Genomic DNA, 23802 nt, shown 5'->3' on the forward strand with positions numbered 1-23802 from the left:
CGGACAATGGCCTAAACCATCTCAAGGCACCCCGGCGAATGTGTCGATACGTGTGTGTTATTTACACAATGTGAGTGCAGTTAAAGTACCTCGGTCATCTCCGCACCACTCACAAGGATGAAGTGCGGATCTGCCGGCGCGCTTTATACCATAAACCCGCCTCTGACACCAACATTTGTTGCATTCGCACCGCCGTTTCGAAATCAAATTTGGCAGCCTTTGAGCGGGCTGATACCATAAGTCCAAGCCTTTCCTTAATACTGTCGACGATAAGACACCTGCGGACTAATTTCATGGCAATCTCAATTAAAACACCTGATGACATCCAAAAAATGCGCGTTGCAGGCCGCCTGGCCGCTGAAGTGCTGGAGATCATCGAACCGCACGTCAAACCTGGCGTGACCACCGGCGAACTGGATAGAATCTGTCATAGCTATATCACCAACGAACAGCAGGCCATTTCTGCCTGCCTGGGTTATCACGGCTTCCCGAAATCCGTCTGTATCTCGGTGAATGAAGTGGTCTGCCACGGTATCCCAAGCGATGAAAAAGTGCTGAAAGATGGCGATATCGTCAACATCGACGTTACCGTGATCAAAGACGGTTTCCACGGTGATACTTCCAAGATGTTTATCGTCGGCACCCCCACCATTCTGGGCGAGCGCCTGTGCCGTATCACGCAGGAAAGTCTGTATCTGGCGCTGAAAATGGTCAAACCGGGTATCCGCCTGCGCACCCTGGGTAAAGCCATCCAGCAGTATGTAGAAGCCGAGAAATTCTCCGTGGTGCGCGAATATTGCGGCCATGGTATTGGTGAGGTGTTCCACGAAGAACCCCAGGTGCTGCATTACGATGCTGACGATGGCGGCGTCGTGTTGCAGGCCGGTATGGCCTTCACCATCGAACCCATGGTGAATGCCGGTGATTTCCGTATCCGCACCATGAAGGACGGTTGGACGGTAAAAACCAAAGATCGCAGCTTGTCGGCACAGTATGAGCATACTATTGTGGTCACTGATAACGGCTGCGAGATAATGACGTTGCGCAAGGATGACACCATCCCCAACATCATTACGCACGAACAACAGTAAGCACTGCTGTTTCTGGTCACAAGCCGGCTGATGCCGGCTTTTTTATGGGCTGCGAATCATGTCTGAAAATTATCGTGAGCAAGACACATCGGTCAATCTGCAACAGGCCGTGCCAAAACAGCCTGAGTCCCCCAACGCCTACGGCGATGAAGAGCTCAACTGCTTGGTGCTCAAACAGCGCCTTGAGCAGTTCCAGCAGTGGCTGGCCGCGGCCTTCAATGCCGGTTCCAGCGCCGAAAGTTTGGTGGTTGCCCGCAGCAAATTCATCGACCGACTGCTGCGCCGTTTGTGGGTGTTCTACGGTTTTAAAGATATCCCGGAAACCGCGCTGGTTGCCGTGGGCGGTTATGGCCGTGGCGAGTTGCACCCGCTTTCCGACATCGACGTGCTGGTGCTCAGCCAGCGCCACCTGAGCGATGAACAGGCAGCCCGCGTAGGTGAATTGATTACCCTGCTGTGGGATCTGAAGCTGGAAGTCGGCCACAGCGTGCGGACGTTAGAAGAATGCCTGCTGGAAGGGCTGGCCGATTTAACGGTTGCCACCAACCTGATCGAATCACGCATGATCTGCGGCGACGTCGCCCTGTTCCTGCAAATGCAGAAGCACATTTTCAGCGATGGTTTCTGGCCATCGCCAGAATTCTTTCACGCCAAAGTGCTCGAACAACAGGAGCGCCACCAGCGTTACCACGGCACCAGTTACAACCTGGAGCCGGATATTAAAAGCAGCCCCGGCGGCCTGCGCGATATCCATACCTTGCTGTGGGTGGCTCGACGCCACTTTGGCGCTACTTCGCTGGACGAAATGGTCGGTTTTGGCTTCCTGACCCAGGCCGAGCGCAACGAACTGAAAGAGTGCCAGAGCTTTCTGTGGCGCATCCGTTTTGCCCTGCATCTGGTGCTGCCGCGCTACGACAACCGCCTGCTGTTCGATCGCCAGCTCAACGTAGCCCAGTTGCTGCGTTATGAAGGCGAAGGCAATGAGCCGGTAGAGCGCATGATGAAAGATTTCTACCGCATGACGCGCCGCGCCAGCGAACTGAATCACATGCTATTGCAGCTGTTTGACGAGGCTATTCTGGCGCTGGATGCCACGGAAAAACCCCGCCCGCTGAATGACGATTTCCAACTGCGCGGCGATCTGATCGATCTGCGTGACGAAACGCTGTTTATCCGCCAGCCAGAAGCCATTATGCGCATGTTCTACCTGATGGTGCGTAACCGCGAAATCAAAGGCATTTACTCCACCACGGTGCGCCAGTTGCGCCACGCTCGCCGCCACCTGAAGCAACCCTTGTGCAATATTCCCGAAGCCCGCGATCTGTTTATGGCCATTCTGCGCCATCCCGGTGCGGTTTCGCGCGCATTGGTGCCCATGCATCGTCACAGCGTACTCTGGGCCTATATGCCGCAGTGGGGCAACATCGTCGGCCAGATGCAGTTTGATCTGTTCCATGCCTATACCGTTGACGAGCACACCGTCCGTGTCCTGCAAAAATTGGAGAGCTTCGCCGATGAGGAGACGCGCCCACGCCATCCGCTATGCGTGGAGCTGTATCCCCGCTTGCCGCACCCTGAATTGCTGTTACTGGCGGCGCTATTCCACGATATTGCCAAAGGGCGCGGTGGCGATCACTCCATTCTTGGCGCGCAGGACGCTCTTGAATTTGCGGAGCTGCACGGCCTGAACTCCCGTGAAACACAGCTGGTTGCCTGGCTGGTGCGCTGCCACCTGCTGATGTCCGTCACCGCTCAGCGGCGCGATATTCAGGATCCTAACGTGATCCAGCAATTCAGCAGCGAAGTGCAGAGCGAAACCCGCCTGCGTTATCTGGTCTGCCTGACGGTCGCGGATATCTGCGCCACTAACGAAAACTTGTGGAACAGTTGGAAACAGAGCCTGCTGCGCGAACTGTACTTCGCTACCGAAAAGCAACTGCGTCGCGGTATGCAGAACAGCCCGGATCTGCGCGAACGCGTGCGCCATCATCGCCTGCAAGCGCTGGCGTTGCTGCGCATGGACAATATCGACGAAGAGGCTCTGCACCACATCTGGAGCCGTTGCCGCGCCGATTACTTCCTGCGCCATTCACCAAATCAGCTGGCATGGCATGCCCGCCATCTGCTGGTGCATGATTCGACCAAACCGCTGGTGCTGGTCAGCCGTCAGGCAACGCGTGGCGGCACCGAGATCTTTATCTGGAGCCCGGATCGCCCTTACCTGTTTGCCGCCGTGGTCGGCGAACTGGATCGGCGTAACCTCAGCGTGCACGACGCCCAGATCTTCACCAACCGCGACGGGATCGCCATGGACACCTTTATCGTGCTGGAGCCGGACGGCAGCCCGCTGGCACAAGATCGCCATGCCGCGATCCGCCATGCGCTGGAGCAGGCGATCACTCAGCGGGAATATCAGCCACCGCGCGCGCGCCGCCCTTCCTCCAAGCTGCGTCATTTCAGCGTACCGACCGAGGTCAATTTCCTGCCGACCCATAACGATCGTCGCAGCTATCTGGAACTGATTGCTCTCGATCAGCCCGGCCTGCTGGCGCGGGTCGGTGAAGTGTTTGCCGCGCTTGGGCTTTCGCTGCACGGCGCGCGCATTTCCACCATCGGCGAGCGGGTCGAGGACTTATTTATTTTGGCCGACAGCGATCGGCGTGCTCTGAATCCAGAAACGCGCAGAAAGTTGGAACAACGGTTGACAGAGGCCCTCAATCCAAACGATAAAATGTGATACAAGTAACCTTTCGTAACTAAAACCAGGACAGAGAACAGAATGCAGCAATTACAGAACGTTATTGAAAGCGCCTTCGAACGCCGTGCGGATATCACCCCGGCCAACGCAGACACCGTAACGCGTGAAGCGGTAAACCAAGTGATCGCCTTGCTGGACAGCGGCGCTCTGCGCGTTGCCGAGAAGATTGACGGTCAGTGGGTAACGCATCAGTGGCTGAAAAAAGCCGTGCTGCTTTCTTTCCGCATCAACGACAACAAAGTAATGGACGGTGCCGAAACCCGTTACTACGACAAAGTGCCGATGAAGTTCGCCGATTACGACGAAGCGCGTTTCCAGAAAGAGGGCTTCCGTGTGGTGCCACCGGCAACCGTCCGCCAAGGCGCATTTATCGCCCGTAATACCGTGCTGATGCCGTCTTACGTCAACATCGGTGCCTACGTCGATGAAGGCACCATGGTTGATACCTGGGCCACCGTGGGTTCCTGCGCGCAAATTGGTAAAAACGTTCACCTGTCTGGCGGCGTCGGCATTGGTGGCGTGCTGGAACCACTGCAAGCCAACCCAACCATCATCGAAGACAACTGCTTCATCGGCGCGCGTTCCGAAGTGGTGGAAGGAGTGATCGTAGAAGAAGGTTCGGTGATCTCAATGGGCGTTTATCTCGGTCAAAGCACCCGCATTTATGACCGTGAAACCGGTGAAGTGCATTACGGCCGCGTCCCTGCTGGCTCGGTGGTAGTTTCTGGCAACCTGCCTTCCAAAGACGGTTTATACAGCCTGTACTGCGCGGTGATCGTCAAGAAAGTCGACGCTAAAACGCGCGGCAAAGTCGGGATTAATGAGTTGTTACGCACCATCGACTAATATTGAAGAGCGGGTGAATATCACCCGCTCTTTTTTTGCCTTCAATACGCGAACCGTCACAGTCTCTGGCGGCAGTTTTCACCATAATTCTCACAGTGAAACATCCCTGATGAATGTCAGTTTTCAGCTAACATCACTGAGAATTGAAATGAAACCGGTGTAAAATCCATTAAAAGGTGGCGCGATTATGTATGACAACCTGAAAAGCTTAGGAATCAATCAACCAGAAGATGTCGATCGCTATAGTCTGCGTCAGGAGGCCAATAACGACATTCTCAAGATTTATTTCCGCAAGGACAAAGGCGAGTTCTTTGCCAAAAGCGTTAAGTTCAAATATCCGCGTCAACGCAAGACCGTAGTAGCCGACAATGCGGGTCAAGGCTACAAAGAAATCCACGAGATTAACCCCAATCTGCGCTACGTGATCGACGAGCTGGATCAACTCTGCCAGCGCGATCAGATAGAAGTGGATCTGAAACGTAAAATTCTTGACGACCTGCGCCATCTGGAAAACGTGGTTTCCCACAAGATTGCCGAGATTGAATCCGATCTGGACAAACTGACGCGCGGTAAATAACCCCAAGAGCAGAGCATTAAACCTGCCTGTTACTGAGTTCACATTTTGACCGTTCCCGGTATGCTAGGGTTAACTGGTCATCCGATAGGATTGTTACTGCTTAGCAGGCAAAACCTAACTCTTTAACGTTTCCCGCGCTTTGGCCTGGGGAGCAGTTAAGGGGTTAGGTTTTTTTTTGCCCTGCATAACCCAGCCATAGAGAAAACACCATGAGAATTGAATTATTCCCCAACCAAGAGCTGCTCACCTCGCAGGCGGTCAGTGATATTTCACAAGCCATGCGAGCGCGCTCACGTTTCAACTTTGCCCCAACCGGGGGATCAACGCCCTTAGCGCTGTATCAAGCATTAATCCCACATCTGCGTGATAACCCGCAATATCGCCATGTGCATTATTACACGCAGGATGAAGTGCCTTTTCATCCGTTTGAGAACGATCAGGGCGCCATTTATCGCCATTTACAACGCCATCTGTTCGAACCTGCCGGGGTGCCTGATGAACGCATCCACGCGCTGAACGGCAGCAATTATTCTCAAGCGGACCGGCTGATAGAAGCGGATGGAGGCATTGACTTACTGATTCTGGGGCTAGGCAGCGATGGGCATATCGCCGCTAACCTGCCGGGTTCGTCGTTTGATAGCGAAGCACGCCGGATTGCCGTCGATCGCGATAACCTCGAGCTGACAGCCTTATTGGCAAACGAAGTGGGGGGTAAAGCGTTGGTTCCTGACGCTTATTTTTCTCTGGGGCTCAAAACCATCATGCAAGCCAAAAATATCCTGCTGTTGGTAACCGGTGAGAAAAAAGCGCCAATACTCAAGCAGGCGCTGGAAGGGCCGCTGACGGAAGCCATCCCTGCTTCCATACTGCGCTTGCATCCGGCCTGCACCTTGTTTGCCGATTTTGACGCAGCGCAGTTGCTTACCAACAGCCACGAACGTTGATCACCGCAAGCAACACCGCGCCTGGGGTTTACTATTTCAGCAATAAACCCCACTGCTCGACCCAAGGACAGGATGCGACTTCTGGTTCGGGTTGTTCTTGCGCATCGATTTCCAAGACGGTTCCCACCCGTGTTGCCCCTTGCTCCTGCAACAGCGCATCAAAAGCACGGCCAGCACCGCAAAAGTTGTCGTAGCTGCTGTCACCGAGCGCAATCAGCCCATAATGCAATTCGGGCTGATAGCCGACCTGATCGCGCAGAGCATGAAACAGCGGCGCAATGCTGTCTGGCAGATCGCCCTGCCCGGTGGTGGAAGTCACCACTAACACATAGTGCTGGCGATAAAACTGCCAGGCCTCCAGTTCCCCTTCTTCAAACAGCTTGACCTCATGGCCTTGCTCTTTAAGGATATTTTCCGCCTCTTCCGCCACCAGCAATGAATTACCGTAGATCGTCCCTACGAAAATACCAACCTGAGCCATCGCTCCTGCTCCTTTGATGATTTCTTTGGATATGTCTTAAAAAATGCTCAGTTATCCTGACCGTTAGCCATGGGAAACTCAACCCCAGCAAGCTCAGGGATAACGTCGAGCCAGCCAAATTGTGACATCACTCCCTGCCAAGTGGCATCCCAAGGGGCGGAAATATGCAGTTTTTCACCGGTGATGGGGTGATTAAGTTGCAGGTGGCTAGCATGGAGCATCAGGCGCGAACAGGCAAAATGCTGTGCCATACCACGATTCTGACGCAGATCGCCATGTGCGGTATCCCCAATGATCGGATGGCGGATGTGCACCATATGACGGCGCAACTGATGCTTACGGCCGGTTTCCGGCTTCAGTTCAACCAGGCTGTAGCGCGAGGTGGCATAACGGCCAATCGCCACCGGCATTTCCACCGTAGCCAAAGGCCGGTAATGGCTCACCGCCGATTTTGGGCCTTTATCTGGGTCGGCCTGCTTGTCCGCCAGCTTATCCAACTCTTCCGTCAGCGCATAATCGATAGTGCCTTCTTCAAGCACATAACCCCGCACCATCGCATGATAAGTTTTCTGCACTTCATGCCGTTCAAACTGCTGCGACAGCATGCGCGCAACGTCGCTGGATAGCGCCATCAGTAATACGCCGGAAGTGGGACGATCAAGGCGATGTACGGTAAATACATGCTGACCAATCTGATCGCGCACGGTTTGCATCACGAACTTCGTTTCATGACGATCCAACCAACTACGATGCACCAACCAGCCCGCAGGTTTGTTGACTGCAATCAGATGCTCGTCCTGATACAAAACTTTCATATAACAATATTCCTAATTCAAGATCTGCCTTCGTACCCATCCCAGTAGGTAGCAACAGCGGCATCCACCAGTATCTGACGCTGTTTCTGCGGGTTATCTGCTGAATATTTTTGGTTGATAAATATACTTTTCTGTTCCGATTCTTGAAGGAATTCGGGGCTGCGGAAATACGCTTCTCGCTGCTGAGCCTGCTGGCGCGTTAGCCCTTTTGCCCGATCGGCTTTCCCAGTCTCATAGTAAAAAACGGTGTGGCGTGCTTTATCGAACCTGAAATATCCATTCGGCTATTGGGATCAAAATGCACCTGATCCAACTGATAAATAGCACGCTTGGCGTGGCGTTCTGGGCTACTTTGCTGGCCTGAGCAGGCGCTCAGAAATAGGGTTATCAACAAAACAATGGTACGAGGCATAGCCAGGGTCATAATACTTCCTTGAAATAGTAAATATCTATTTAATTCATTGAAAAATATAAATTCATGATGAATAGTTTATCTTATAAAGAGAGCAGCCACTTAATAATAACGCTGTCGTCACCCTGATCTTTTTAACGGTTGCTCTATAAATGGTCAATACGCCCAGTGCATAGGCCAGCCTAAAATTGCCACAAAGTACAGCAACGGTGATGGCAACCTCGGAAACGGTCATTTACCAGTATGAATAAAACCACCACTACTTTATGAGATGCCAATGAACGAACTTATTTTTCACCGCTATCATGGGTTAGGTAACGATTACCTGGTGTGTCAGCGTAGTGTGGCGGATCGCCTGACCAATCAGCAAATACGGCGTATTTGTGACCGTCATTACGGGCTTGGTTCCGATGGGTTACTTATCGATATCGACGATCTTGCTCTCCCAACGTTACGCATAATCAACCCCGATGGCTCCGAAGCCGAGAAGAGCGGTAACGGTTTACGTATCTATGCTCGTTACCTGTTTGATACAGGTCGAGTTTCCCATTCACCATTTTATGTGAATACCCTCGGTGGGCAGGTACGCTGTGAAGTCACGGAAGATTTGCATCAAATCATAGTCGATATGGGGCAAGCCAATTTCACACCGTCTGTACTACCTGCTTTGGTCGAAGGTGAAACTGCGCTGGCATTACCACTTCCTATTGATGGCCATAAACTGAGTGCGACCTTGGTATCAATGGGTAATCCTCACTGCGTTGTCCAGGTGAAAAAACTGGATCTTGCCTTGGTGAAAGAACTGGGAAGAAAAATAGAAACATTGCCAATCTTCCCCAAACGCACCAATGTCCAGTTGGTGGAGGTTCGGGATCGCAGCAATATTCGTATTGGCATATGGGAACGTGGTGCAGGTTATACATTGGCATCGGGTAGCAGCAGCTGTGCCGCCGCCAGTGCGATGCGTAAGCTAGGGCTGGTCGATGACAAGGTTACCGTACATATGCCCGGTGGGCAGTTGATTATTAGCTTCAGCGATGATTTCCAAGTCAGAATGTGCGGCCCAGTACAGAAAATATCCACATCAGTACTTGATGAAGACTGTTTTTTTGATATGTGATCTCCCCCTCTCGAAACAATAAAAAATGAGCGCGATTTAGAGTTTATTACTCATGTCCATCAACGTTGATGGGCATGAGCATCGGGATAAATAGAACATTCAAATTAACCGCTTACTCGCTCACTATAATGGAACCAAATCCTCGAAGGAGACTGTAATTTAATTTGTGTAATTGCCTGTTTTTGATATGTTCTTCCTGACAATGGAGACAGGCAAATTATGGACGAAAAGAAACTTAAGGCACTCGCTGCTGAGCTGGCCAAAGGCATTAAAACCGAAGCCGATCTCAATGCGTTTTCTCGTATGTTGACCAAGCTCACCGTCGAAACCGCCTTGAATGCCGAGCTGACTGACCACCTCGGCCATGAAAAAAACACCCCTAAAAAAGGCTCGAATGCCCGTAACGGTTACTCGTCTAAAACGCTGCTCACTGATGATGGTGAGTTCGAGCTGAATACACCCCGTGACCGTGAAGGCTCCTTTGAGCCCCAACTGATAAAGAAAAACCAGACGCGTATCACGCAGATGGACAGCCAGATTTTATCCTTATATGCCAAAGGGATGACGACGAGGGAAATCGTCTCCACGTTCAAGGAGATGTACGATGCCGACGTGTCACCCACGCTGATATCCAAAGTCACCGATGCCGTTAAAGAGCAGGTTACCGAGTGGCAAAACCGGCCACTGGACTCACTGTATCCCATTGTTTACCTTGACTGTATCGTGGTGAAGGTGCGTCAAAATGGCAGCGTCATCAACAAGGCCGTGTTCCTTGCCCTGGGCATCAACACCGAGGGTCAGAAAGAACTTCTGGGTATGTGGCTGGCAGAAAATGAAGGGGCGAAGTTTTGGCTCAACGTATTGACTGAGCTGAAAAATCGGGGTCTTCAGGATATCCTGATTGCCTGCGTCGATGGCCTGAAAGGCTTCCCCGATGCGATAAACAGCGTCTATCCGCAAACCCACATCCAACTGTGCATTATCCACATGGTACGCAACAGCCTGAAGTACGTGTCGTGGAAAGACTACAAAGCGGTCACCAGCGGGTTGAAAACAGTGTACCAGGCCCCGACAGAGGAGGCGGCCCTGATGGCGCTGGACAAGTTCGCAGGCGTCTGGGATGAGAAATACCCGCAAATCAGCAAAAGCTGGCGTACTCACTGGGAAAATCTCAACACGTTCTTCGGCTATCCAGCGGATATCCGCAAGGCGATCTACACGACCAACGCAATCGAGTCGCTGAACAGCGTGATCCGGCAGGCGATTAAAAAGCGTAAAGTGTTCCCGACAGATGACTCGGTGAGAAAAGTGATTTATCTGGCGATCCAGGCGGCGTCGAAAAAATGGAGTATGCCGATCAAGAACTGGCGGTTGGCGATGAGTCGTTTTATTATCGAATTCGGTGACCGCTTAGACGGTCACCTTTAATACGTTGGCAGTTACACAGAATTATGGACAGGCTCCCTCGAAGCGTTCGACGATCTTGTCTGGAGAAACCAGATTCGGGATCAAACCAATCTTTTCTAACATACTTCGCGGCTGTGCCTGCAATGCGCAGAACATTATCTCAATTCCATTTTGGCGCAGGTTAGTCATCGCATCCTCGAACGCATATAATCCGCTCTGGTCAATATAGGGCACATTCTCCATACGGAAAATCACGGTTTTCACCTCAGGCAATTCCCGAATGATGCGGTTAAAACCAAAGATAAAACCAAAGAAAATCGGCCCGTCAAAATGTTGTATATAGACTTGTTCTTCGTGCCCATCAAGCCATTTTTGTTCATCGGGCAGAACCACCCGTTTATCTTTTGATAACAGATGCCCTTGGGATTTTTGTTCTGTCAGATCGCCCATCTGTTTCATAAACCACAGTGCGGCCATTACCATCCCAATTCCTACCGCCTGCAAGAGATCGACAAATACGGTGAGTAACGTCACGCTCAGCATAATCACCACGTCAGCACGGGGAATTGACCGCAAATCCCTCAGGCTACGGTAGTCAATGATACCGATCCCTACCGTGATCAGAATACCGGCCAACACTGGCACCGGGATCAAGCCAGCATATTTACCGGCACCCAATAGAATAAACAGCAAGATCAGACCATGCGTTATTCCTGATAGCCGAGAGTTACCGCCGGAACGAATATTAACTACCGTTCTTATGGTTGCCCCTGCGCCAGGAAGCCCCCCGAATAACCCCGCCACCGCATTACCCATCCCCTGCCCAATCAATTCGCGATTAGAGTTGTGCTGGGTACGCGTCATATTATCGGCCACGACAGAGGTGAGCAGAGAGTCGATCGCCCCTAAACTGGCCAGGGTTAATGCGGTAAAAATGATAATGGCAGGGTCATGCCACTCGATCTGGGTAAAGGCATTCAAATGCAGTTCCGGCAGCCCCTGTGGTATATCTCCGATAGTGGGTACCTGCAATTTTAAGACTATCGACAACAAGGTAAATAGCACCAGGGCAACCAGCGTGGCTGGGATAACTTTAGTGATTTTTGGGAACAGATAAATGGTCGCGATAGTACCCAATGCCAAAAATAGCGCCTGCAGATTGATATTACCTATAGCCGAACCAACGGCGAGCAGGGTGCTCAACGGCGAACCGGGTGAAACCAGGCCCATCAGTGGAAAGAGTTGCGTGATAATAATAATCAGGCCGATGCCGCTCATAAAGCCAGAGATAACAGGGTAAGGCATATAACGAATGTACTGCCCCACTTTGAGCATCCCCATTAGGATCTGCAATAATCCCGCGAGAACAAAAGTCACCACGATAGAAGGTAGCGCTGCTTCCAAGGAGCCAAAGTAGGCAATCTCTGCCGCAATAATGGCGCTGGACACCACGGTCATCGGCCCGGTTGGGCCGCTGATCTGCGTACGTGTACCACCGAACAGTGCCGCCAGAATACCAAGAGCAATAGCCCCATAGAGCCCGGCGACAGCCCCCATACCTGACTGTACCCCAAAGGCCAGAGCCAATGGCAAAGCAACAATCGCCGCTGTCAGCCCACCGAAAAGATCGCCGGAAAAACCTTTGCTGATATTCATGACGCCCTCTCTCTGCTGGTTCCGTGAAATTAATTTGCGGGCTAATGGAAGTTGTAATGATGTTTTTTATACTCGTAATACTTCAGATTACAGCTGCTGTGGCCCCTGGATTATTAGCCTTATCCATGGCTTTCCTCCTTCGGAGCCGCAGCAACTCGTACATATAATCAAGCTGTATTATTTGGCCGGAGGAGTAAAAGGCAACGCTGATTTATGTGCACATAGGCGCAACTGACCATCTGCACAGCGACGGAAAACAAACGTCTTATCTACCATCACTTCCTCGTTATTCTCGCTAATCAGATAGACGTTACCCATAGTGATCGCAATATCACCATGAATCTGAATGCCATTCTCAGCGGCATTGTTGTCGTACCAGACTTTTTGCCACACTTTCAAGGCAAAACCAGCATCATCAGGAAAATTGGGGTTCCCGCCGACGAAGTAAGAAATAGCCCCTTCACGACTACTGCGGAATGTCTTAGCCCCATGTGCCAAAGTGGGCTTGAAGAACACAACGCCATCTTTGTAATCGTATAGAGTATCTACAACGGCTGCCGCGACAGCTTGGTAATCCCCTTCCTGCCGATACGTTGCCCCGATTCTCACCAAACCATCGCACCAGTCCTGCTGGGCCTGATTGACTTGTGCTTCTGTAATCATGGTTTACTCCATATAGTTATTACGGGGATGTGTTCACCTTTCACGACACGGTTCACGACGAAAACAATGAGGTCAGGTATAAAACCTGACCCTGTTTTAAGATATAGTTCCCTATTAAAAGGGTGTCCAATTTTACTTTGCCTTACATGAACGTAGGCCATTTTCGGTGAGATTAAAGAGTTCGCACTGGCGAGGGATGGCGCATCATTCATGACCACACTTAAGCAATCGCCGTTGTGCTAACGAGCCAGCATCTAACGCAGCAAAACCGGCTTGATCGCTCAGCATGAACGCGGGCACTAAAAGCTATCATCAATATTGTGATGGCGATCATTTTACATTGCGTTAACGTACTAGCACAAATCCGTCTTCGCGAGTTATGTTCATAACGTTCAGGTCGTTTGATAAAGCCTCACTTCTACTTACAGGTAAAACCAAGCACGATGTAAACCAAGCGAAGCTGACCTTTCAGTCAGGAAAATCAGTGGTTTCTGAAAAAGAGCATCCACAGTTTTTACCCTGATTACCGCTGACAACAGAAAACGATGAGGTAGCCTTGGCCAGCTAGAGCAGCTTCGTAAAACGCCGTTGGCGGTATAGAGCCACTGAAAAGTGAGGAAAGAACAAAAGGGAAGAAAATGACATGACTGTTGAACGAGAGTATTTGCTACCCGCCATTTGGGTGCGTGAGCATATCATTCAGGTACCATTGAAATGGTTCGATGATCAGGATACACGCACCATTGAGGTTTTTGCCCGCGAATTGGTGGATCCTGCACGTCGCGAGGAACAGCTACCTTGCCTGCTGTTTCTTCAAGGCGGGCCCGGCGGGAAAAGCCCACGCCCCACCGCACGCAGCAGTTGGATCGCCGAAGCCCTGAAAACCTACAGAGTGATCTTGCTCGATCAGCGCGGAACCGGGCGCAGCAGCCGGGTTGAAGGCAAAAGCCTGGCCGGGCTCAGCGACGTTCAGGCAGCTGATTATCTATCCTGTTTCCGGGCAGACTCGATTGTGGCGGATGCCGAGTATCTGCGCAAAAACTGCTTTGGCGATCGCCCCTGGAGCACGCTCGGGCAAAGTTACGGCGGCTTTATTACCTTAACTTATCTTTCCCAGGCACCGGAAGGCTTGCACACCTGTTTTATGACCGGTGGCCTCGCGAGCCTGCAGCCAGACGCCGATCAGGTTTATGCGCATACTTACCCGCAAGTGGTGGCGAAAAACCAGATTTTCTATCGGCGCTATCCGCACCTTAAAGAACAAATAGGCCTGATCGCCGATCGGCTTGAGCAACAGGAAGTCTTGCTGCCCGATGGCGATCGCTTGACCGTCAAACGCCTGCAAAGCCTGGGAATCGACCTTGGCATGAGCGAAGGTTATGAACGGCTGTTATGGCTGTTCGACGAGGCTTTTAATCCTGATGGGCAGTTCAGCGATACTTTCCTGTCACAGGTTATGGCCCTCACCAGCTATGCGGAAAACCCGCTATTTGCCGTGCTGCATGAAAGTATCTACGCGCAGGATAAAGCCACCAATTGGGCCGCGCAGCGCCTGCGGCATAATTTTGATGCCTTTGCTGAAGAGCGTCGGCCTCTCTACCTGACCGGTGAGATGATCTACCCGTGGATGTTTACCGACATTGCGGCACTGCGCCCGTTCAACGATGCGGTCAAGTTATTGGCCGAACGCCGGGTATGGTCACCGCTGTATAACAGCGAACGCTTGCTCGAAAACCAGGTACCGGTATTCGCCGCGGTTTACTTCAGCGATATGTACGTCGATGTCCGGCTATCGCTGGAGACTGCGCAGCAAGTGGGGAATCTGACACCCTGGATCACCAATGAGTATGAGCACAACGGTCTGCGCGTCGGTAACGTGTTTGGCCACCTGCAAACTATGGCGCAGAAAGCCGGAGTGCTCTGCATATAACGGCAGTGACCGGCGTTGCTGTGATGGATATTCTGCCTACACAGCGCCGGTCAATTCACCAGTTCAATCATTATCATCCGGCTATCCGCCCGCCCACGATCGTCCACCGCCCTGATGCGATACTGGCCGTTATTGACCGGACGCCAGTCGATCGCTGTTTTGCTGGCGCTGCTGCCAAGATAGATATCATCCACAAACCAGTACACCGTTTTACTGTCGGCATCGGTTACGGCATTGAAGGCTATTTTATCGCGCCCCTGCTGCGACTGCCGTAGGGTATAGGTGGTATTTTTCAGTGGTGAAGTAATACGCGGCGGGTTGCCGCTAATGGCTATACCGTTATCTTTACAACGATTCACCGGGGGAGCGCGTTTCGGCAAACCCGCCTGCGCAAACACGTTCGCCAGATCGGAAGGCCAAAACTCAAACACTTCGGTGCGAGTTTGCGTTTCATCATAGGGCGGGCAAGCCACTTCATCACTCTGGATCTCCAGCACCACCGGGCGATAAACAGTATCCACTTTAATCGGCGATTTGCCAGGGATAAACCAGGTTTTGCCTTTTTGCTGGCACCACGGCGTAGGTAAATTGCCACTGGCCAGGCAGATATCCACCCGCTTCAGCTGTTTTGGCAGCGGACGCTTCGGCTCCTGCAACGCCGGGTAGCTGGCATTCACACTGTCGATGATATTGAAAAACAGCGGTGCGGCAGCGTCAGCGCCGACAAACACGTTGTTGCCTTTGCTGTCAAAATTCCCTTCCCAAACCACCAGCACATAGGGGCCGAAAATACCCACGCTCCAGGCGTCGCGGAATCCCCAGGAAGTGCCGGTTTTCCAATAGACCGGCAGCGAAGATGAACGCTGTGCCAGAGTATCGCCGGGCCGACGGTGCTGCCGCAGCATATCCAAAGTGATAAAGCTGGCTTCTTCACTGAGCAGACGTATCGGCTGAGGGGAAACATCAATTTTTTGCATGCGTAACGGGCGCAGTGCGCCGCGATTTGCCAACAGCGCATACAACTTTGCCAACTCCTGCGCCGTGACTTCGCCACCGCCCAGCACCAGCGACAGCCCGTAGTGGTTCTCACTGGCCATATTAGCCACGCCGGACAAGCGTAAAAACTGATAGAACGTCGGCTGCCGCAACTGCGAAGCCACATAAACGGCTGGAATATTACGGCTGAAATTGAGTGCATCCGTGGCAGTTACCGGCCCCAGAAAGCGCCGGTCAAAATTCTCTGGCGCATAAGCCCCAAAAGATGAGGGCACGTCTTTCAAAATGGTCATCGGGTGCAATACGCCCTGCTCCATACCCAGCGCATAAATAAAGGGTTTGAGCGTGGAACCCGGCGAGCGTTTGGCGTTGGTGCCGTTCACCTGCCCCTGGATCTCACGATTGTAATAATCGGCAGAACCCACCAGCGCGCGCACGCCCATATCGCGGCTATCCACCAGCAATACCGAGGCATTATGGATCCCCCGGCTCTGATTGCGAGCAATGAACGCGTTCACCTGCTTTTCAATCAGCCGCTGCAAGCTTGCATCCAGCGTGGTATCGATGCGGGTATCACGCTGAACCAGTTGTTGCTTCTGTTGGCGCAGTTGCTCGATAAAATGTGGGGCAATATACGGCATCTGCTCCGGTTGGCGCAGCGCAAGCGGTAGCTGGAACAAGGCTTGCTGACTGCTGTCGGTGGCATAAACCCCTTGCCAGCGCAGGAACAGGCGATTGCGAGCCTGCGTCAGGGCATTGCCCAGCACGCCGGTTTTCGGGTCGATACGGTAACTGGGCGATTGTGGTAAAACCGAGAGCGTCAGCGCTTCCGGCAACGTCAGATCTTGCGGTGCCTTGGCGAAGTAAATCAGGCTGGCGGCACCGATGCTTTCAATGTTGCGGCCATAAGGAGCGTAATTCAGATAGGCTTCCAAAATATCGTGTTTGGAATAGCTGAGCTCCAACTGTACGGCTCGCACTATCTGCATCAATTTACCGCTCGGCGTACGGGTATTCAGATGCCAGTGCATCCTTGCCAGTTGCATGGTGATGGTCGAGCCACCCTGCATTTTGCCCCCGGCCACATAGCTGCGCCAAAAGCCACGCGCCAGGCTGACCGGGTTAAAACCAGGGTTGTAATAGAACCAGCGATCTTCATGCAGCAAAATGCCACGCACCACCAGCGGAGAGATCTGCTCCAGCGGTGTCCACAAGCGATAACGCTCGTCATTCGCCAGCGTGATGCGCATCAGCACACCCTGACGATCGTAATAAACCGAAGAGAGAGGCACGCCCTGAGATAGCGGCGGATGCGGCCAGAGCCGCACACCGAGGAACACCAGCGCCAGCAGCACGACCGCCATAAAAATATTCTGCAACCAGCGTTTGGCTGCCGCAGAGAAAGCGGGATGGATTTTCATTTACGACTCAGCACATCCCCCCGCCGTTGACCAACGACAGGGGGATGATGGTGGTTTATTAGTTTTTCGCTGGTACAACAACCAGTTTACCGCTACTGACCGACAGCGCCTGCACTTCACGATCGTACATGGCTTCGCCATAAGCCGGTGGGATCACAAAGCTACCGGTGTTGGTCGCTTTGATCTGATAAACAAACTCCTGCACATCGGTCGTGGCACTGCCATAAATGATCACCCGATCTTCGCGGATATCACTGTAATCCGGTGCCCAGGTGGAGCCCGATACCGCCAGCGGTGACTGCCAGCCAGCATCAGTATCATCACTGCCTTCCCCTTCGCTCTCCGTTGCCGGTGGTGGAGGCGTTTGCTGCACCACCTCAAACCCGCCAGGCAACAGATCGACAATCGCCAGATTATCCTGCCCCTCTTTCGAGTTGGCGCGGATTTTCAGATGCACATTGATTTTCTGCCCCAGCGTCACCTGCGTTAGCGGTTTACCTTGCTCATCGGTGTAATCGCGGGTGATTTCCAGACCGCGCGAAATCGCTTTCTGCGGCGCAGCCAGATCGTAACCGGCCTGCGTCACCACGTACCAGGCTGGTGCATCACGAGTATTCTCAAAGTGGATAGCTTGCGCATCAGCAGTAAACTGCCCTTTGATAAACCGCCCTTCCAGTGCCGAAATGATCTGTGGATCAACATCGCTACGCTTGCTGCTTTGCGCGATCTTCAACGTATCCACCGAGGAAGACTGCGCCGTCACCTGTGCCGAATAACTCTCCAGCGCCAGAATGCTCATGGCCGAAGAATAGGTGGTATAACGCTCTTCTCTCAGCGCCTTGACCATATTCTCCAGCACCTGCGGAGGTATGGCAGACACTTTCTCCGGGAAGTGGCGGGTAATCAGATACAACCGCGTGGCGTCCTGCACCAGCGGATCGAAGTAATTCTGCGTCCACCAGCCCTTATCATAGGCTTTACTGAGTTGATTCCAGCTTGGTTGCAACAGAGCATTGGCTTCATCATCCATTTTTAACAGACGGTAAGCAGAAGCCAGATACAACGCGCTCAGATCGGTTTTCCAGCTCTCTGGATACAGTTTCTGCAACGTATCCTGCACCGAAGCCAGCGAGTTAGTGGTGATTTCCCCCTGTAGGGTCAGCAGGTAAACCGCCCAGGTACGCAGGCGCAGGTGATACAAGTCGTCATAACGACTGGCAGCCAGTTCACGCAGCGCACCGTTGGCATCCTCCAGCATACCGGTTGGCAGCGCATAACCTGCCGCTTTGACCTCCAGCAGATATTGCACCACATACGGCGTCACAAACGGATCGGCATCCGGCGATGAACGCCATGCGCCAATCGCACCACTGTCATTCTGGCGTGAACGCAGTACGCCGAGCAGGTTTTTCAACTGTTTGCTGACTTCTGCCTGGCTCAGGCTGCTGTTCATTTCCGGGTGCTGGCCTTGCAGCATCAGCGGGATTGAGCGGCTGACAATCTGTTCAGAACAGTAATACGGATAATCCGCCAGATATTGTGCCAAGCCGCTGGTCAGCACCAATGGCGAATAAGAGACTGCCGCTCGGCGTTGTGCGTAAGCATCAAACATCTGGCGCAGATTGTCGATATTCTGGTTGCTGCCGTTCATCCGCCCCATCACCGACTGCGTGCGGTAAGGCATCGCCGGGCGTACCGAGGTGCTGATGGTACGGCGGCTGGTTTTGTCGCCATAGCGGGCATCGAACACCAACGGCGCATCACCGAGGGCCGATTTGGCACGCAGACGGAAGCTGACCACCCCTTCACGTTTTTCTGCCAACGACAGGTTTTGCTCCGCATTGCCTACCACTTCCAGTTGCGGTGGCGGCGTCAGATGGATGCTCACCGCAACGGCTTGGCCATTCAACCCTTCGAGGTTGTTGCTGACCCCTACGCTGACATCAAACTCGTCACCCGGTGCCACCATCGAAGGCACATTCGGCGTCATGATGAAGTTGTCACGCACCGTCGCGGAAGTCTGCGCTTTGCCGATTTTGTCCGGCGTGACCGAAATCGCCATCACCCGAATTTTGCCGTTGAAGTAATCCGGTACCGGATAGTCGAACTGTTTCTCACCGTTCACTTCGGTAATACCCGACCAGTAGGCAACCGGCTTATCACGCTTACGCTTGAACGGATTCAGGTTGAGATCAAGCCCTTCACCACCATCACCGCCCGGTGCCGCCGTCAGCGCCATCAGTTTGCTGAACTCCGGCAGGATCAAATCGAGGATTTGTGAACTTTCAACCCTCAGTTCACGCTTACGGAAGAAGTACTCCAGCGGGTCTTTCAAGCGATAGCGTGCCACCTGCAAGATACCTTCATCTACGGCAAACAGCGCCACCTGCTGCGGGCCGTCGGTTTTCACCGTCATCGCCAGATTTTCACCCGGCTTGATCACCTCAGGAGCCAACACTTCAAGGCTGTTCTGACGGGCGCGAGTGCTGATTTTAAACGGCATCACGCCGTAGCTCAGCGGGCTCATAAAGATTTCGCTGGAATTCACATCACGCACAAACTGCACGTTAACGTAGCCGTTGCCTTCCATTCCGGCAGGAACACGGATTTTTTGTACCGAACTGGTGGTATCGGTATGGAACCATTGCCAGCCGTACACCCGATCTTTCTCAATGGTGATCAAACCGCTGCCGGTATAAGGGGCATTGATCGAGACTTCGATCTCTTCACCAGGCTGATATTCCGCCTGGTTCAGTTTCAGCTTCAGTTCGGCATTACGATCCAGTGAACGGCTGAGGTTGGCATTACCCGCCACGCTGTAGGCAATGCGATTGAGCACTTTGCCTTGCGCATCTTCAATCACCAGCACAAAGTCGCCCGGTTTATCGGTCGCCAGCGTCAGATCGTTACCCTGTTCAGTCAACGCCAGTGGCTGTTCGGAAAGCTGAACTTCTTTCATCTTCGACTGGTATTTGTAAACACCGGAATCCTGCTTGGTAAGCACAGAAATGTAGCGTTGCTCGATCAATAACAGCTTCAGATCGGCTAATGCAATCTGCTTGAGCGCAGGATCGACGGCAATCACGTTCAGGTGACGTGCCGCATCACGGTTGATATAGCCTAAGTCGCCGTCCGGCTTCACGCCGATCAGATAATCATAAGGTGATACCAGCACCCGCGCAGTCGCTGCCACTGAGCGGCCACCACCGGCGACAAAAGCTTCAGACAGCAATTGCAGTTGGTAAGTGGCATCCGCATAGGATTTCAGATCCAGCGGAATATTTGCCACACCCTGCTCATTGGTGGTTCTGTCTTCCAGTTCGGTTTCAAAACCATCGCTGTTCTGGCGGTTCTCGTAGAAAGTGTAATCTGGGAATTGGTCAAAATTCGGATACATCGGCCGCAGCGTCAGCTTCGAGGTTACCCGGCGATCTTGCGCTGGCGTGCCAAACAGGTTTTGCACATCAATGTTTGCCTGCAACTCAGAGGGTTTTACCCACCCTTGCTGGCGGTTCGGCGTCAGTTCCAGCTTCACTTTCAACTGATCGGGCTCGAATTCCTTCACGTTCACGGCGGTATGGCCGAGCAACGCCGTGGTGTCATTATTCTTGCCAATCAGGTACAGGTAGACGTTCCATTCACCCGTAGGCGCATTTTCGTCAGTGGTATAACTCAGTTCGTTGAAACCACTGCTACCAAGAGTCAGCGGCACCGTGGTCATCAGTTTGTCACGCGGATCACGGATCTCGGCACGCACCGGCACACCGGCCAGAGCCACGCTCCAGTCGGCAGCGCGGGTAATCAAGCCGATATTAAAAGTATCCCCCGGCCGGTAAACGCCCCGGTCAGAGAACAGATAGCTGCTCAGAGTGCGCGGATCGACCGGCGTTTCTTCACCTGAGATATCAAAGCGTGAGAAATCCAGCCCGCGATCGTTATAGTCACCGGTTGGCAGGAAGGAGACGTCACCTTCTTTTTCCACCAGGAACATCACCGGCTTACGCTCGTTAGTGTACACATCCAGCGCAGGGAAACGCACATGGCCGTTGGCATCGGTCGTTTGGCTGAGCAGCGCCACACCGTTTTTGGCGATCACCGATACTTTGGCATTGCTGACCGGTGCCCCGTTATTGATCGACTGCACAAAGACATCGCGCGTTTTATCCTGAGAGCGTTTGGCGATAATCCCCAGATCGGTCACGACGACAAAGCGTGAATCCCCTACGCTGGGCACATCATCGCTTTCTTCTTCGGTCTGTTCACTTTCCTCTTCTTCCGTAGCCTGTGGCTGTTTCTTCTTCTCCGGCTGCCATTCCGACAGCGTTAACAAAAATACGCCGCGATGGGAGTCTGGGTTAGTCGAGAGATAACGTGAAAGATCAATGCCCTGATAGTTCACTTCGCCCGGTTCATCATTGTTGATCACCGTCTGGTATTTGAAGTGTTCAGTAAAATACTCGTCATTAAGCTGGTTGAACTGTGCCGATGAGTATTCACTGCTTTTGAAAGAGACAATGTGCTGTAACTGGCTCGGGATCACCCGCTTGATGTCTAAACGCAGGCCCGGTACGTTGCGGGCCGCCACGCTGATTTGCTTGTCACCATTGACCGACAGCAGCGAACCCTGCGACATAAACTGCAAGGATTTTGGATAATCTGGCACTTCGACAATGCGATAGACCTTTTCCGGCATTTTATAGCCGCCGGATGAAGTCATCAGGTCATCAATTTCTATCAGCATAAAGCGGTGAGCAGGCGCATCAAACTTGAAGCTGAACTGCGGCTGATAGCTTTCTTCCGCCTCATTGAGTGTGATATTCAGCGGCGTTGACTGCGCCAGCACGCGATGATCAACGCTCTGGACGCTCCAGCGATAAAACTCGTTCGGATCCTGATTGGCCTCAGAATCATTAGGATCATGCTGCGGCAGCAACCAGGCTTTGACCGCACGACCCACATCGGTATCTTTCACCGCATCGCTGAAGGCAACAATCAGCGCACGCTGGCCTTTAGCCCCATCGGCATCCACCACCTGCGCACTGGTATCCTTCACCGTCAGGCTGTACAGCGTTGGTACAGATACCCGGTTATCTTTGGTTTCCGTGGTAGTATTGGCAGACACCACGGATTTAACGCCCTGGCCGATAGTGAGATGCACTGAACCACCGTGATCCAATGCTTTCAGTGGTTCCGAATGCACCCAGGCATTCAGTTTTTTCTCGTCATAGACCAAAGAGAAATTGAGTTTCTTTTCTGATTTGGCCTTGGCTTCCGTCAGCCCAAGCGCGATCTGCTTTTCAAAACTCGCCACATCGACTGGCGCATTGAATTTTACGTTGAAGATAGCACTACGCTTTTGCGGATCTTGTGGGTCCTGATAATACTCGGCTTTCCCCAACTGATAGCCGAACGCAGGCACGTTGAAACTGTAGCTTGTGTTATTAAGCTTAATTTGCGGAGCAAGCAACACGGCAGGATCGAGGTTAACCTCAAATTTAGCGCCCATCGGCAACGGATTTTTTGGCGTAAATACCAGAGTCCAAGCATTGCGCCATTGCCACTGACCCTCTGCGGCGGGGTTAAGCGTAACGCCTTTTTCCACCACTTTACCCACATCGGTCAGCGGAGCGACCGAGCTGCGGAAAGCGAGAACCACTTCCTGCGGTACAGATTTCGCTAACGCGTAATTAACGGGTTCGGGATCAGAAACCTTCACGCTGGTTTCCTGATACACCATCGGTGCCGGTTCAATCGGCTGCGGCCGGTTGAGCCACCAGTTCCAGCCGTAAAACGCACCGCCTGCGGCGCACAACAACACCAGCAGCGCCAGGCTGATGGCTTTTGGATATTTGTCCACCCCGCTTTCCAACCGCAGGAAACCACGTTTCAACCCACCTGACAGCACTACCGCCCAGGCAGGGGCATTCCAGTTAACGTTGCCGATCACCGGCTTGAAAAGCCGCCCCAGCAAACCCAGAATAAAAGCCAGCAGGCGAAACACACCTTTTATCAACGTAAAAGGCAGACGAAGGATGAACTTTAATAAATCCATTATTGCAGCACCTTATGATCCCTTATAAATACCCAGAAGAATCTTCTAATTCTTAAATCCACGTATTGAATACCACCATTTGTGCACACAAATGAATGCAACGAAATAAATTGGCTTCTTAGTCTATATATCATCAAAACATTTAGCTGCACTTTTCAGTGGAATTGCTTTGCAGGCCGCACAACGGCCTGCAAATCTGCAAAAGTAGCCTGGAAGGCGATTTATCCTGGGCCGAAATACTACAGCACATTACTGTGGCTCTTTATTCAGCAACGAATCCAGATGCTGTAGCAATACCAGCAGCGGCATGCAGTTTGGCTGTTTATCCTTCAGCGCCTCTTCAAAATAAGGGGCAATCATAAAACGCGTTGGTAATGGTGCTTTGGCATCCAGCAACGCGGTCATACGCGGTAGCAGCACCCATTGCAGCCACTCTTCTGCCCGCATACTGTCTACGCAGAAAGGCTCAGTGCTGGAGAAAGCCTCAGACTCAGGCGGTGCAGCCTGCCATAGTGCCAAATCCCGCATAGCTTGTTCAATCGCCTGTAAACTGCGGCGAACCTGGTTTTCTATACTCATTTGCCTTCCCAAACTGTGTAGCCCTGATTATCAGCGCGAAAGCATAGCATTTAA

General features: G+C 52.5%; 15 protein-coding genes and 1 pseudogene. 8 read left to right on the top strand and 8 right to left on the bottom strand.

Annotated elements, in window-relative coordinates; genetic code table 11:
- The first annotated feature begins 293 nt into the window (after positions 1 to 293).
- The 5 genes from map to ACX9GT_RS19690 all read left to right on the top strand — a co-directional run bounded on the left by map (position 294) and on the right by ACX9GT_RS19690 (position 6216).
- Positions 294 to 1091, top strand: a complete 798-nt coding sequence (gene map / locus ACX9GT_RS19670; protein WP_459401548.1) for a type I methionyl aminopeptidase — start codon at positions 294 to 296, stop codon at positions 1089 to 1091.
- Positions 1092 to 1149: 58 nt separating this feature from the next.
- Entirely contained in the window at positions 1150 to 3828 is a 2679-nt protein-coding gene (gene glnD, locus ACX9GT_RS19675) for a bifunctional uridylyltransferase/uridylyl-removing protein GlnD (protein WP_473188330.1), read from the top strand.
- 42 nt (positions 3829 to 3870) lie between these two features.
- Positions 3871 to 4695, top strand: a complete 825-nt coding sequence (dapD, locus tag ACX9GT_RS19680) for a 2,3,4,5-tetrahydropyridine-2,6-dicarboxylate N-succinyltransferase (RefSeq protein WP_473188331.1) — start codon at positions 3871 to 3873, stop codon at positions 4693 to 4695.
- Between the two features lie 187 nt (positions 4696 to 4882).
- Positions 4883 to 5272, top strand: coding sequence for a DUF3461 family protein (locus tag ACX9GT_RS19685; protein ID WP_459401545.1), 390 nt, complete (start codon positions 4883 to 4885; stop codon positions 5270 to 5272).
- Between the two features lie 209 nt (positions 5273 to 5481).
- Complete coding sequence (locus tag ACX9GT_RS19690; RefSeq protein WP_473188332.1) at positions 5482 to 6216, top strand: glucosamine-6-phosphate deaminase; 735 nt, start codon at positions 5482 to 5484, stop codon at positions 6214 to 6216.
- 31 nt (positions 6217 to 6247) lie between these two features.
- On the opposite strand, the gene ACX9GT_RS19695 is transcribed toward ACX9GT_RS19690, so the two are convergent.
- From ACX9GT_RS19695 to ACX9GT_RS19705, 3 genes and pseudogenes are all read right to left on the bottom strand, one after another.
- The gene (locus tag ACX9GT_RS19695) at positions 6248 to 6697 is read right to left on the bottom strand and encodes a flavodoxin (RefSeq protein WP_473188333.1); all 450 of its coding nucleotides are present in this window, start codon (positions 6695 to 6697) and stop codon (positions 6248 to 6250) included.
- A 47-nt stretch (positions 6698 to 6744) separates the two neighbouring features.
- Positions 6745 to 7512: a tRNA pseudouridine(65) synthase TruC gene (gene truC / locus ACX9GT_RS19700; RefSeq protein WP_473188334.1), complete on the bottom strand. Its 768-nt coding sequence runs from the start codon at positions 7510 to 7512 to the stop codon at positions 6745 to 6747.
- Positions 7513 to 7529: 17 nt separating this feature from the next.
- Positions 7530 to 7936, bottom strand: a pseudogene (locus ACX9GT_RS19705) (Exc2 family lipoprotein).
- Between the two features lie 265 nt (positions 7937 to 8201).
- Between ACX9GT_RS19705 and dapF the strand changes: the two are divergent.
- Positions 8202 to 9044, top strand: coding sequence for a diaminopimelate epimerase (gene dapF, locus ACX9GT_RS19710; protein ID WP_473188335.1), 843 nt, complete (start codon positions 8202 to 8204; stop codon positions 9042 to 9044).
- Between the two features lie 219 nt (positions 9045 to 9263).
- Positions 9264 to 10472: an IS256 family transposase gene (locus ACX9GT_RS19715; protein WP_473187481.1), complete on the top strand. Its 1209-nt coding sequence runs from the start codon at positions 9264 to 9266 to the stop codon at positions 10470 to 10472.
- Between the two features lie 21 nt (positions 10473 to 10493).
- Here the strand turns inward: ACX9GT_RS19715 and ACX9GT_RS19720 are convergent, their stop codons facing one another.
- Entirely contained in the window at positions 10494 to 12107 is a 1614-nt protein-coding gene (locus ACX9GT_RS19720) for a SulP family inorganic anion transporter (RefSeq protein WP_473188336.1), read from the bottom strand.
- Positions 12108 to 12284: 177 nt separating this feature from the next.
- A complete protein-coding gene (locus ACX9GT_RS19725; protein WP_473188337.1) occupies positions 12285 to 12770 on the bottom strand; it encodes a hypothetical protein in 486 nt (161 codons plus the stop codon).
- Between the two features lie 643 nt (positions 12771 to 13413).
- Between ACX9GT_RS19725 and ACX9GT_RS19730 the strand changes: the two genes are divergently transcribed.
- A complete protein-coding gene (locus ACX9GT_RS19730; protein ID WP_473188338.1) occupies positions 13414 to 14700 on the top strand; it encodes an alpha/beta fold hydrolase in 1287 nt (428 codons plus the stop codon).
- A gap of 50 nt (positions 14701 to 14750) precedes the next feature.
- Here ACX9GT_RS19730 and pbpC read toward each other — a convergent pair whose 3' ends face one another.
- From pbpC to ACX9GT_RS19745, 3 genes are all read right to left on the bottom strand, one after another.
- On the bottom strand, positions 14751 to 17117 hold the full coding sequence (gene pbpC, locus ACX9GT_RS19735) for a penicillin-binding protein 1C (RefSeq protein WP_473188339.1): 2367 nt from the start codon (positions 17115 to 17117) through the stop codon (positions 14751 to 14753).
- Positions 17118 to 17175: 58 nt separating this feature from the next.
- Positions 17176 to 23169 carry an alpha-2-macroglobulin family protein gene (locus ACX9GT_RS19740; RefSeq protein WP_473188340.1) on the bottom strand — a complete coding sequence of 1998 codons (5994 nt, stop codon included), beginning with the start codon at positions 23167 to 23169 and terminating at the stop codon, positions 17176 to 17178.
- Between the two features lie 249 nt (positions 23170 to 23418).
- Positions 23419 to 23748 carry a YqcC family protein gene (locus ACX9GT_RS19745; RefSeq protein WP_473188341.1) on the bottom strand — a complete coding sequence of 110 codons (330 nt, stop codon included), beginning with the start codon at positions 23746 to 23748 and terminating at the stop codon, positions 23419 to 23421.
- Between the last annotated feature and the right edge of the window lie 54 nt (positions 23749 to 23802).

The sequence above is a fragment of the Serratia sp. YWN4 genome, from assembly GCF_055790845.1.

What these genes read in the sequence shown, in the direction of transcription:
- ACX9GT_RS19725 (WP_473188337.1), bottom strand. Translation starts at nt 12,770, where the DNA reads ATGATTACAGAAGCACAAGTCAATCAGGCCCAGCAGGACTGGTGCGAT.
- ACX9GT_RS19720 (WP_473188336.1), bottom strand. Translation starts at nt 12,107, where the DNA reads ATGAATATCAGCAAAGGTTTTTCCGGCGATCTTTTCGGTGGGCTGACA.
- ACX9GT_RS19740 (WP_473188340.1), bottom strand. Translation starts at nt 23,169, where the DNA reads ATGGATTTATTAAAGTTCATCCTTCGTCTGCCTTTTACGTTGATAAAA.
- map (WP_459401548.1), top strand. Translation starts at nt 294, where the DNA reads ATGGCAATCTCAATTAAAACACCTGATGACATCCAAAAAATGCGCGTT.
- glnD (WP_473188330.1), top strand. Translation starts at nt 1,150, where the DNA reads ATGTCTGAAAATTATCGTGAGCAAGACACATCGGTCAATCTGCAACAG.
- ACX9GT_RS19715 (WP_473187481.1), top strand. Translation starts at nt 9,264, where the DNA reads ATGGACGAAAAGAAACTTAAGGCACTCGCTGCTGAGCTGGCCAAAGGC.
- dapD (WP_473188331.1), top strand. Translation starts at nt 3,871, where the DNA reads ATGCAGCAATTACAGAACGTTATTGAAAGCGCCTTCGAACGCCGTGCG.
- truC (WP_473188334.1), bottom strand. Translation starts at nt 7,512, where the DNA reads ATGAAAGTTTTGTATCAGGACGAGCATCTGATTGCAGTCAACAAACCT.
- ACX9GT_RS19685 (WP_459401545.1), top strand. Translation starts at nt 4,883, where the DNA reads ATGTATGACAACCTGAAAAGCTTAGGAATCAATCAACCAGAAGATGTC.
- pbpC (WP_473188339.1), bottom strand. Translation starts at nt 17,117, where the DNA reads ATGAAAATCCATCCCGCTTTCTCTGCGGCAGCCAAACGCTGGTTGCAG.
- dapF (WP_473188335.1), top strand. Translation starts at nt 8,202, where the DNA reads ATGAACGAACTTATTTTTCACCGCTATCATGGGTTAGGTAACGATTAC.
- ACX9GT_RS19730 (WP_473188338.1), top strand. Translation starts at nt 13,414, where the DNA reads ATGACTGTTGAACGAGAGTATTTGCTACCCGCCATTTGGGTGCGTGAG.
- ACX9GT_RS19745 (WP_473188341.1), bottom strand. Translation starts at nt 23,748, where the DNA reads ATGAGTATAGAAAACCAGGTTCGCCGCAGTTTACAGGCGATTGAACAA.
- ACX9GT_RS19690 (WP_473188332.1), top strand. Translation starts at nt 5,482, where the DNA reads ATGAGAATTGAATTATTCCCCAACCAAGAGCTGCTCACCTCGCAGGCG.
- ACX9GT_RS19695 (WP_473188333.1), bottom strand. Translation starts at nt 6,697, where the DNA reads ATGGCTCAGGTTGGTATTTTCGTAGGGACGATCTACGGTAATTCATTG.